The organism is Labilibaculum euxinicum (assembly GCF_963678175.1).
Lineage (GTDB): Bacteria > Bacteroidota > Bacteroidia > Bacteroidales > Marinifilaceae > Labilibaculum > Labilibaculum euxinus.
In genome coordinates, this window is the sequence record NZ_OY782756.1 from 3629670 (window position 1) to 3642311 (window position 12642).

The 12642-nt window shown below is 34.7% G+C and carries 9 protein-coding genes; all 9 read right to left on the minus strand.

Features of this window, described 5'->3' with window-relative positions:
- Positions 1 to 126: 126 nt before the first annotated feature.
- Entirely contained in the window at positions 127 to 2415 is a 2289-nt protein-coding gene (locus ACY0M5_RS14560) for a PAS domain-containing sensor histidine kinase (protein ID WP_461629634.1), read from the minus strand.
- Positions 2416 to 2962: 547 nt separating this feature from the next.
- Complete coding sequence (locus ACY0M5_RS14565) at positions 2963 to 3391, minus strand: hypothetical protein (RefSeq protein ID WP_461629635.1); 429 nt, start codon at positions 3389 to 3391, stop codon at positions 2963 to 2965.
- 266 nt (positions 3392 to 3657) lie between these two features.
- Entirely contained in the window at positions 3658 to 4152 is a 495-nt protein-coding gene (locus ACY0M5_RS14570; RefSeq protein WP_461629636.1) for a hypothetical protein, read from the minus strand.
- A 195-nt stretch (positions 4153 to 4347) separates the two neighbouring features.
- Positions 4348 to 4725 carry a hypothetical protein gene (locus ACY0M5_RS14575; RefSeq protein WP_461629637.1) on the minus strand — a complete coding sequence of 126 codons (378 nt, stop codon included), beginning with the start codon at positions 4723 to 4725 and terminating at the stop codon, positions 4348 to 4350.
- Between the two features lie 3 nt (positions 4726 to 4728).
- Entirely contained in the window at positions 4729 to 5532 is an 804-nt protein-coding gene (locus ACY0M5_RS14580; protein ID WP_461629638.1) for a hypothetical protein, read from the minus strand.
- A gap of 61 nt (positions 5533 to 5593) precedes the next feature.
- Complete coding sequence (locus ACY0M5_RS14585; protein WP_461629368.1) at positions 5594 to 7141, minus strand: IS1182 family transposase; 1548 nt, start codon at positions 7139 to 7141, stop codon at positions 5594 to 5596.
- Positions 7142 to 7415: 274 nt separating this feature from the next.
- Entirely contained in the window at positions 7416 to 8174 is a 759-nt protein-coding gene (locus ACY0M5_RS14590) for a hypothetical protein (protein ID WP_461629639.1), read from the minus strand.
- 1616 nt (positions 8175 to 9790) lie between these two features.
- On the minus strand, positions 9791 to 10957 hold the full coding sequence (locus tag ACY0M5_RS14595; protein WP_461629640.1) for a redoxin domain-containing protein: 1167 nt from the start codon (positions 10955 to 10957) through the stop codon (positions 9791 to 9793).
- Between the two features lie 245 nt (positions 10958 to 11202).
- Positions 11203 to 12633 carry a RagB/SusD family nutrient uptake outer membrane protein gene (locus tag ACY0M5_RS14600; protein WP_461629641.1) on the minus strand — a complete coding sequence of 477 codons (1431 nt, stop codon included), beginning with the start codon at positions 12631 to 12633 and terminating at the stop codon, positions 11203 to 11205.
- Between the last annotated feature and the right edge of the window lie 9 nt (positions 12634 to 12642).

The window sequence follows — 12642 nt, forward strand, 5'->3', positions numbered from 1 at the left end:
CTGATTTATTTCATTTACAAAGTTATTCAAAATTTCACTCAATTCTTTCGGTTTACTTATCATGAGCAAATCACCCGATAAAAATGTGCGGCAGCGGGAGTCAAATTTTGAGAACGACCATTACTCTTAAATGGTTGAAGAAACGTAGTAGGGAAGTGTAAAAAAGAAAGTTGAGCCCTTGGATTCTTCACTATCTACCCAGATTTTACCACCCAACATTTCTACGTAAGCCTTTGAAATAGCTAATCCCAATCCTGCTCCTTGCCGTGCCATTTTATCGGCAATATCAGCTTGAATAAAACGTTCAAAAATGACTTCAACCTTTTCTTTTGGAATTCCTATCCCTGTATCTTTTACATAGAATTCCATTTTTTCTCCTTTTACTGCATATCCAAACTCTACCGTTCCCTTGTCGGTATATTTTAAGGCATTTTTAACCAGATTTGAAAGTATTCCATAGAACTTTTCACTATCGGTTATTGTAATAGATTTATATTCAGGCAATTCACAAACAAAGGAGAGTTTGAGTTTTTTATGATAGGCATCGAGTTTTAAAGAATCGTAAACAAATTGCAACTGATTGTTTATGTTTGTTTCGGAAAGGTGAATGTCAATTATTCCCGATTCTATTTTGGAAATGTTAATAATGTCGTTTATAATGTTGAGCATGCGCTCACCACTTTCTTCGATAATTCGAATGTACTCCTTTTGTTGCTCACCAGATAATTCCGGCTCTTTAAGCAGGCCGGCAAAGCCTAGAATACCGTTCATGGGAGTACGGATTTCATGACTCATATTGGCCAGGAAGGCTGATTTTAACCGGTCGCTTTCTTCGGCTTTTTCTTTGGCTTTTAGTAATTCAAACTCTGCTTCCTTTCGGTCAGTAATATCTAACCCAACCCCGACAATACCAGCCCGATTATCAGACATTGACATAGGATTAACTATGCTCAAATAGTGTACTCCGTTAACATTTGATTCAAAAAGAGCAGATTCACCTGAAAGCGCTTTATTTATTGCTTCTAATGTTTTGGGAAAATCTTTGTATAAATCAAAAACAGATTGCCCGACTACCTGATTGGGCAACAAGCCAATACCTTTCAGACCTGCCCCAATGGAAAGATTGAAGATGCCATCTTTGTCTATCAAATAAAATACAATAGGCAGATTTTCAACAGCAGTACTAATTAAAGCTTCGTTTTTGATTAATTCCTGTTCTGATTTTTTGCGCTGGGTAATATCTCTGCCAATTCCTAATACGCCCATAAATGTTCCATCGCTCTCGTATATCGGGGTTTTTATTGTTTCTATTATTTCCTTATGTCCATCGGCAAAAGTCAATTCTTCCTCATTTATGCTTGGTTTATTTGAAACAGCGGCTTCGTTATCCTTTTGCCTGAAAAAGTCGGCCAGTTCTTTGCCCACGAAGTCATAATCAGTTTTTCCTACAATTTCTTTTTCTGCAGCTCCATATAGCTGTTCAAATCGTTGATTGCATTGCAAATAGACGCCGTGCCGGTTTTTGACCCAAATAAGGTCGGGGAGCGTATCAATTAGTGCCCGTAAACGATTCTTACTTATTTTGAGTTCTTCTTCAGCCTGTTTAAAGTCAGTAATATCCTTTCTTATGCCAACCATACGTTTAATTCTACCTTGGTTGTCTTTTTCAATAATATGGCCTATAACCTGATACCATCGGTAACTTCCATCAGCGTGTAATATCCGGGCTTCATAAATATAACGATCTTCTTTATAAGCTAATATATCCTTTATTTTAGCCCGAACATATTCCCTGTCCTCGGGATGAATTCTGGCAAGCCAAACCCTTCGGTCCGATGGTTCGGCTACCGGCTCATATCCAAGCATCGTATAATATATGGGCGAGGCATACCAAATATCATTTTTCACATCCCAATCCCAATTTCCAATCTCTGTAGCTTCCAGAGTTACACGGAAGCGTTCCTCTCCAATATACAACGCTTCTTCAACCAATTTGCGATCCGTAAAATCAATAAGTGTTCCGCTAATGGCAGGTTTTCCTTTATAGGATATTAAATTTCCAAGAGCTTTTATCCATACTATACTTCCGTCTTTCTTTACTCCACGAAACTCATACTCCATCGATTTTGATTCTTTGGAAATTAGTTTTCTAATATTTTCTTTCACAATATTTTTATCACTTCCGAAAGCAAGAGATGCAGGGCTTATTTTTTCCACAATATCCTCGTATGAGTATCCGAAAATCTCACAGAATTTTTTATTACCGTATCTAAAACAATCATTCTGAATGATATATACTCCAACAAGCAAATGTTCTACTATTTCACGATATTTTACTTCGGAATCCAAACAGGGCTTGTCTCTTTTCTTTTTGAAAAGAAAGTGTAGGTTTCGCAATGAATTGAAATTAATCATATTTCGATTTTTTAGTTGCCTCCTATACCACTGAAGCTCAATACGTAATAAAAATAACGAAAATAGGAGAGCTTTAATTTTTTTAACAGAATGTAAAATTTATTTAAAATATCCAAATAAATATTAATTAGTTATCCCCTGATTCGCATAGTATATCATCTAATTGTAAAAACCTATCAATAGAGCAAGTGCAGGTAGTTGTTTGTTTTTATGTTTCCAGTCAAATTAGCTGCATCATATTGTTTGGTCAAATCCATTTTTGACTCTTAATGTCGAATTATTGCAACCTCTCAGCATTGGCTATAACGTCAGTTTGACTAAAAAACCAATAAAACTGCTCAATTCAATTTTAAATATAGCGGTTTTAAGGATACATAAAAATGAAAAATCCTTTTTAAGCCTTCAATAATTTAGAGTTTCTGGATTTTTAACCTAAAAAAGGAAGCTCTAAAAACATGTGAATTCACATGTTTTTAGAGCTTTAATTATATCTGTTTTGAAATATTAGTTGGTTGTGCAACGGTTACTTTTGTTAGCTTTTCGTTTTCTACTCAATAATTTCTGTTTTCAAATCCATTGCAAATAAAGATCGATTGAAAATTCTACCGAGTAAATTCTTACTCTTATCTTTTACTACCTGAATCTCAACAATGTCTACTTCTTTTATTTGAAACTTATTTAAAAAGTATTCTTGATCGTAAATTGTATAATCGTACATTCTATCACGAGCAACATAACCTTCACATACAAATCTGTCAAGACAACACAAATATCTTCCTTTATACAAAAAGACATTTTTAATTTTCTGTTCGTTTAATAAAACATCAACTAATTCCCAATCTCTGCAATTCTGAATGGAACGAATAAGGCTCTTTTTATTAATAATTTTTTCCTCGAAAATCTGTCTATTGCATTCTTCGTTGTCAATAAAGAAGTAAGTCAAAATCCAAACGTTTCGTTTATCAAGTAAGCCCATGTTTTTCCTATTAATAAGACTTGTTTTTTATTTAATGTATTAAGACTTACGCACTCATTTGAAAATGAAAGCTAACGGGCTTGCTAAGTTGCGTGGGCAATTTAAAGAACCATCCTTTCAAATCGCACGGAAGCAAGCCGCATATATTTGTTTATATTTTTAAGCAAACCAAATCTAGGTGGCTTGCTGGTGTTTCTTAATAGAACAAAGTTTTCAATTCGAGCATCACCGCCCATGAAATTTAGCTTTTGTTAGCGTTTGGCTTTTTATTCATATATGTATCCTTTATTCGTATAAATTATTTCAAAACCGTTCCGAGTGTTAAATATGTGTATGAAATTATAGGCGTTCGATTCTTTAAATTTATATCTCTTATTATTAATCCTTAAATCAAAACTGTTATCTATCAAACCACGCTTAAATTTTACTGCTGATGAAAATCCTAATGAATGATCAGTATGGAGCGTGTCTTGATATAAGTTAATATTATTGTGAATTAGTGTTACAGGAACGCCATCAAAGTTTTCATTAAAGTATACCGAAATTGAATCCTGCATCTCTTTTATTTCTCTCAGATTCCTTGTTATTCCTGAATTCAAAGAATCTATTTCTATTTCTTGAACTTGCAGACTTATATTTAAAGTGTCAGCTAACAAAATCTTAATCTGTTTTTGTCTTTCGTTATACTGACAAGAGGAACAAATCGTAAGTAAGAATATACCGATAACCAAAATATTTTTGTGCAAATGTGAATTATTCATAACCTGATATTATCCTTCAAATTCATTGAATCTAGTTTTCCAGCTTAACGCTAACGGCAAATTGTATGAGTAGTGGCAGATTGCGTGGTAATTTCCTATCAAACCGCTACGCAGTTTGAGCGGGCTAAAAACCTTGATATTTAGCACTTCACCTGCCATTACTTATACAAAATGTTGTGTGCCGTTTTTATTTTTTTAAATCTGTTTGTAAACTAAATATCCCTTACTTTTAAGGAAATCTATACATTCCTTTTCATTTATATTTTTATCTGGCTTATCTAGAGAAACATCTTCAACATAATTTAAATCAAAGTCTGGTTTTTCTTTTTTTATTCTTGAAATAAAATACCTAATTTCATCTTTAGTTGCTTTTCTAATCTTCTCTGCGTGAAACCCGTAAAGTTCATAGGTATTCTCAGAATATAGTTCTGCATTACTATTATAAATAGTTCTAAAGTGATAGTTTAAGATATATTTCCCATTTTCATCTTTAGCGAAATCTTTGACTAAATAAATGCATTTTAGATATCTAACAATGTCATATTGTTTTAAATCAATAACGTTATATTCCATCTGCTATTTATTGTGTTTTAAATGTTTCCAATTACAATCCCGATGAAGGATTTCTCCTTCAAATAGAATTTTATTCAATAGAGATAAGTATTTTAAAGATTTTGAAATACCTCCTGTGTGTTCTGGTTCTAAAGCTATGGTAAATCCGTCAATTCTTTGAAAAAGCCACTTCATAAAATCACTGTCAATTGAGAATATATCTTCAATTTCCATTTTTCTCATATAAGTGAATTTTTGCTTGTCATTCGATGTCGAATTCTCAATCGTAAAATAATCAAGGTCTATGTCTAAGTATACATTTGAAATTTTGCCGTTAACTAATTGCTCAAATAGCCTGTCTTTATTTGGAAATTTTCTAATTGCATGTTTATTCCCCTGGAAATCAATAATTTCCTCATCATCCCAGTCCGAAAAATGATTTTGTTTGCAAACTACCCAAATATCATTTAGTTGATTCAAGTACGTTGCAGCTAAAATATGGTCGTCATTTAATGAATTGAGCCTAGCCCAAGAAAAGAAAGAAATTTCAAATTTGTTATTTAAATCAAGATTCTCAAGCTCACTTTTTATTGTTTCACATGGGTATGCTAAATCCTGATGCCAGTCAAAAGTTATTAAATCTGGTACTATTTTTAAATCTTTCTTAAGATTCCATTTTAACCAATAATAGAACGCAAACCTATGCTCATTAAAAAGAGCTAATTCAATTGATTTACTTAAATTTCCCGACGGATGACCCAAAATCTGATACTCAGAATTTGCTGGAGTCGAATTACTATATTCATTTCTTGGTTTAACTTCTATCATGCTACAAAGCTCTTTTTAAATGGCACACAACGGCAGTCTGTCTAAAAACTCATCAAACTGCTCAATTAAGTGTTAAATATAGCGGTTTTAGGGATACATAAAAATTGAAAATGCTTTTATTTGGAAATAGAATTGAGCTTCTTATTTGGGCGACACTTAACTTTAACAGCAGTATTAATTCAAGAAAATAAGATAATTGCTGTATTGCCCATTCCATAAGGGTTTTCAGGCCAATAATATTGATTAAGCGGCGCAGGTTGTAGGCGGTCATTTGTAAGCCCACATCGGCACTTGCCCTTGCGATGCCTTTTTTTGTCATAATGTGATCGAAGCCCCATTGTCGTTTTATGGTTCCGTAAGGATGTTCGACTATTGCCTGCCGTCGTTTGTAATAAGTTTGATTCTGATCTGCGCGTTGTTTGTTTACCTCAATGAGATCCTGGTATTCGCTGCGTTGTATTGCCTTTCCACAGACTGCCTTGCTGCATTGGTCTTTTACACTGCAGTTTGCACAGGCTTTGGTCGTATAGCGTTTAAACTGGTAGGTTCTGGCCTGGTGCCATCTTCCGTTAGTTCTTAGTTGTTGGTTTTGCGGACAGGTATAATAATCCTCCTGCTTGTTGTATCCGAAATTGTCTACATTATATTCTGGATTCGGTGCTTGTGCTGCCACTCTGGGTATGGCTACTATGGTTTCAATACCCAATCGATCCGCGACAGCGAATTCTGAACCGGTATGGTAACCTTTATCGTAAAGAGCCGTGAATTGGTTGCTTCGTAAAATCGTTTTTGCACGCTGCAGCATATTACCCATGGCTTTGCTGTCGTTGGCATTTGTTACTTTGTAATCGATGGGGATGTTGTTTTCTGCATCAACCGTGGTTTGTATGTTATAAGCGACTTCGGTAATGTTATTACGGGTAATCATCTGACGGCTGTCAGGATCGGAAGTAGAGATTTGAGGCTGACCTGTTTGCTTGATTTGACTCTCTATATTTTGATACTCCTTTTTCCGATCAGTTTGTTTGCTGATTTCTTCTTCGATGATCTTTTTTTTATCGCCGTCACTTTCTGCCAATGCCTTTTCATACTCCGAAAGCTTGTTCTCAATATAAGCTAAATGACAGTCAATCTTTTTTTGATTGAAGTTGTTTTTCTTGCTGTTTTGTGCCCTGAGTTTGGTGCTGTCACCGGCCAGCAATTTTCCTCCAATCAAATTAAAGTGTTTGGCCAGTTGAACGGTTTGCCGGAATACTTTTTTTATTGCTTTGGGATTGTCCCGTCTAAAGTTGGAGATGGTATTGTGGTCAGGGCTTAAGCACCTGAGCAACCACATAACTTCTATGTTTCTCGCACACTCTTTCTCTAAACCCCGGGAGGAGCGGGTTCTGTTCAGATACCCATAAATGTAGAGTTTGAGTAAATCCGATGGACGGTAAGCCGGTCGTCCGTTTTCATCAAAATCAACTTTAAAACCAAAGTCATTCAAATCAAGGCTGTCAACAAACAGGTCGATCAAGCGAACTTCATTGTCTTTAGCAATTGACTGATCCAGTGAGATGGGAAAAAGATGAGTTTGTGTTCTGTCTTGTCCTTGTATAAATCTCATACCATAAGATAACAAAGTGTTGAAAACCTGCCAAATACAGCAATTATAACTTATCAACAACTTATCAAGGTTTTTAGACAGTCTGACGGGCTTGCTAAGTTTCGTGGGCGATTTAAAAGAACCGACCTTTCAAATCGCACGAAAGCAAGCCGCATAAATTTGTTTATATTTTTACGCAAACCAGTTAAAGTGGCTTGCTGGTGTTTCTTAATTGAACTAACTCTCGAGCAATTCCAACCGCCCATGAAATTTAGCTTTTGTTGTGTGCTGGGTTTTATTCATCTAATATTTCTGAATTTTTAATCCGTTCACTTATTTTAGGATTCAATTGCTTTATCAATTCTATCATTGAATTATCAAACCAACGTCCTGTGAATGGACTTAAATAAAGCTCATCAATCAATTCATTTATATCAACTTTAAACCTACGTCCTATTGAAACTTTGTAAGGAGGAACTTCACCACCCTCAGATAAAGGATAATGAAAAATAAATAATCTTAATTCCTTCTCATATTCGTAAAACTTATTTTTAGTTGTTATAACATTAAACCTATTTTCAGGTCCTTCTTTTATGAAATCAGTATAATTAACCTTTGATATAAAAATATCTTCATCGTAAGGGTCAACTCCCTTTTGAATAGCTCTTTTTAATTTCGCAACGGTTGTCTTAATTGCAACTCCAGATTTAGCACCTCCTAAATAGATTTTCCAAAGAGCATAAGATTCGTGTTGGTCTATAGTCCAACAGTTAATTAGAGTAAGCTCTTTTAAAGAATTGGTCATATAAAATCTACTTTGACTTTCAATATCAGCGTCTTTTTTAGAAAAACCTTCCTTTTTCAATTGTCTAATTAGATATTCTTGATTTCTTTTAGGAACAAGTCCTTCGTATTTATCGCTCATGCGAGCAGCATTAGTAAAAAACAGTTCTTTTGAAATCAAAAGATCTAAGAATTTATCGAGACTTAAATATCTCCATATTACTGTATTCCCATGTGGGCTTTTTTCAATTCTATTGTCTTTAACTATCATTATTTGCAGTTTACGCTCTTAACCTTGCACACAACGCTTGTGAATGTGTATGTACACTTATATTTCTTTTATCAATCTTAAAACATACACTTATCCATCTCATAGAGAGGTGTAAGTGTATATAGCTACCTGTACAGGCCAGTAAATGTACACATCCTATGTTCTTTAAATAAAATTGCAAAACAATAATTGGTTTGCTGGCCCCAACTCATCGGGGTTATTTGTTATCAACATTTTCTGAAACATAGGGAGTAAGACCTAAGTTTGTTTCGTTTTTGTTGAACTTCATTTTTCAATCGTCTGCTTGGTTGTTAAGGCCTCAAATGCATCCTAAATTAGTTTCCAACAAGAGTATTGTTCTTACTCCTCGAAACAGCAGCACTGGTTTGTAATTACTTATAGTTACTAGAAACCGAATGTACTTATCTTTTTTTAATTGTAACAGGAAATCATAAAAAATATGTTTACACTATTTTGTGTTCTGATATTTCTAGGAAAGAAAACAACGAACTAATTTTTTGAAATTGATTGATTGGTTTCGTTCAGAACCTCCGCAGAAGAGAATGCATTTTGCCGATCAGAAACGATCCATTGCATTTTAATCTGGCTCTCAGGAAACTTTCAAATGGCATTTTGCAATTTCCAAAATGCATGTTGGGAGTTTCAAAATGCATATTGGGATTTTTCTGAGACGAAAACGGGCACAATTTGGCCCATTTGGAGCGCCCAAAATGCCAAAACTAACTTCAAAAACGTCTTTTGCAAATGCAAACGGGTCATTTGCAAATTGTAAAATGTCTTTTGCAAATTGCTGCATGATACAATTTGTTCGGAAAAACACTTACACGCCATATTTTTCACAAAAACAAAATCTGCAATGAACAGACAATAAAAACAGGCGTTTCAAACCAAACAGCACACACACGATAATTAACAAAACAAATTAAACATAGCAAAACGTCATTTTTTAGCCTTTCGCTTAAAGCACATGCAACAACCTGTTTATTAAATAGCAGCAATACAAAACAAAAGGGGTGTTTTTTTGAACTTCGCCCTGTTTAGGCTTTTTTAAAACTTAACCATATATTATTTTGCTTTTTGATTTATAAAAAAACATCAAAAAAAAAGCATTTTTACAAAAAAATCTTTCCTGGCTTTAATACAGGATCCCAAACAATATGTTCAACCAATAAAAAAATCCACACAACGGACGATAGTAGTCTTCAAAGATACTTTTAAAGACCTTTTTGTTTCCTTCCGCCAGTTGTTTTAATAGTAATTCGTTTTCCATCAGGAGCCAAAAATAGAAATGGAATTTCCAAAAATGAAAGATGATTTACAAAAAACAAGTCTGCCCTTTCTGTTGCGCAACAAGAATCATAAAAACATAAAGAAACACCCCCCTTGTTTATTCCGGATATTGTTTCAATAAATACCTGTAATGATATTGGCCATCACTCTTTTCATCATCTCTCATGTTTTTTTACTTAGATTGCTTATTGAAAACATTCAATTGGCTAAAATCCTTTTACTTTATTCATAAAAAAAACACCTCCAAAATGGAGATGTTTTAAACGTATTGCCTACGTATTTGTAATCACATAAAATAAGTCTGCTTACTGAAAAAGCTCTTTCAATTTCTGATCCAATCCTTCTCCTCTCAATTTATCATCCATCACTTTGCCGGTTGATGCATCTACAAGGAAAATAGCTGGAATCATTTTCACAAAATAAAGATCGTCTATGTCATTTTTATTCAGCAAATTAGGCCAAGCCATTTTTTCTTTGTCTAAAGCTTTTAGCCAGGCGGCTCTATCTTCGTCTTTGGAAATACTGATAATTTGCAAACCTTTCGAAGCATACAATTCATACATGTGTTTTAAATTTGGTATTTCTCTTCGGCAAGGACCGCACCACGATGCCCAAAAATCAATCAGAATGTATTTTTTGCCTTCCATTAATTCTAAGGAGTTAAAAGTTTTTCCTTCCCGGTCGGCCAAGGTAAACTCCGGAGCTTGTTTACCTACAACTCTTTCCGGATAAAGTTCCTTTTTCACCAACTGCCCATAGTAAGAATTTTTAGCCGTCTCCGAAAATTGTTCATACAAAGGAATTTGTTCATCGGTAAAATAACTCATCGACTCCAGCATTACCAAAGGTCCCCACCATGAATCTTTGTTTGCCAAAATAGCCTCATTACTAGTTTTCTCTAGACTAGTAAAAAAGTCTTTTTCTGCTTGAGCAAAAGCTTTGTAATCATCTGTATTTCTTAACGAATCTGCAATAGCTTTACTTTTAGCATTTCTTACGGCGACTAATATCGCATCATGATCTTTGTAATATTTTTCGTGTAGTGCACCGAATTTACTTTTAAATGCCAATTTCTCCATATAAAGATCATTTGCATTTGAACCACTTACCTGAACATCAGAAAAATCAACAAAAGTTCTATTATTACTTTCCTGAAAAACAGCCTTTGCTTTTAAGCTGATTTCTGAATTTTCAAGCATTATTTTAAGAACCCCAAGCTGATCAGCTACTTGAAGATAATATAAACGTGGTTCTTCCAATTTACCTGAAAATTCAAATTTTCCATTACTTACAATTGCACTGGCAACAGGCTCTTCTTCATTATGCGTTGCAGCAGGCACCAATTCTAATTTTGTTCCCTCTTTCAGTCCGCTTATTTCGCCACTAAATGTGTAATCTGCGTTTTTTTGTGAACAGGCAGTAATCATTACTATGAAAATGAATACTACTAATCCTGAAATACTTTTATTCATTGTTTCAATTTTAATATAAAATTATAGCTGATTTACCAACCAGCAAATTTTGAATGTGGCTGATTAATTTTTTCTTGCTGAGCATTTAACTTTGTTTGATCTATCTGTTTGTTGTTCCTATTCGCCAGAGCTAAGGTAAAAACAGTCGTACTGACACAACATTAAGTATCTTTCAAATTCCCTAACCTCAATACTTTAAAATTCCCGGAGTGCTTAAACAGCTCTCCGGGAAAAATACTGTTTATTTAACGGGGAGTGTTTTGCACCAATGTTCCATTGCCCGGATTACTGGTAGCTCCCATTGGGAACGGCATTACCCACATGTGCGAATCAGGTGACAATTCCAAACTTTGATTGTCGAAAACTTTAGTTAAAGTTTGTGCATAATTTACATCCTTATTAAAACGTTTCATGTCCCAAAATGGGATGGCTGTCTGCACGTATTCATTTGCTTTATCTTTGCGGATGTAAGCTATTGCCTCTGCCGTTGAGGAAGCTGTTAAATCAGCATATTTATTGTCGAAAATTCTGGTTTTACGAACTGTATTTAAGCTTAGCATGGCTTCATCCAAATTGGCTTGTCCGCCTTTACGGGCCAAACACTCTGCTTTGATGTAATACATTTCCGGCGTTGTAATTCCACCGGCATTAAATTTATCCGACCGTATGCCATAATAAATGCTATCCGGAGCCTGATACTTTTTCTTCCATTTAGAGGCAAAACGGGCATCACCATCTTCAAATTGTGCCGCTCTCGACAATGTAAGTGCTGCTTTTGTTCCCGATTGTCCAGAATTTTTATAGGTACTGGAACCATATCTGAAAATGTAATTCTCAGGACTGGTCATGGTTTTGGAAGGATAACTTGTTGACCAATCGTCTTCTTTTTCTATTTGTTCTTTGTTTTCAGTGTAGTATTCCTTCCAATTGAACAATTTATTGTTTTGATCCAAAGCATTCTGTGCATACTTCAGAGCACTGTCATAGTCTTCCATCTGTAAATAAACCCTTGCCAGCATTGCATACCCACAACCTAAATCCGGATGCAGCAAAGTAGCACTCTCAATAGGTAGATTGGGAATTGCATCTGTTAAATCGGTAAGAATGAATTCGTACATTTTTGCAATGCTAATCTGCTCCGAAGGTGCTCCCATATCGGCACTTGTAATTAAGGGAACAGATAATTTAGTTGCAGCCGTTGCTTCATCGTATTGCTCTGCATAATAATTAGTCAGATGAAAATAGTTCATCGCTCTTAATACCTTGGCCTGAGCAATCAATTCCAGTTTTTCGGCATCACTTGCATCGGTTGCATCAGGAACATTATTGATAATTAAATTCCAATACGAAATGGCTGCATAGGAATAATAGTAAGTTGCTTCATCCGAATTGTTCTGAATAATACGATCCTCATTTCCCATCCAATTGTAATTGATAGAGCTTAAGGAAACGTAACTCAAATCACTTGGCCGCTTGTATACGTCATTCAACAGATTAATGGCTTGTTCCGCATCATTTAAATGATTGTATTCATTACGGACAAACGCCTCATAATCTGATAAACTTGTTGGTATTTTCTCTCCTTTGGGCAACACATCCAAGTAATTGTCGCAAGACGAGAACAACATGGCTGCCAAAAGACTAATAATTGCAATATATGATATTTTAAATTTCATAATTCTCTT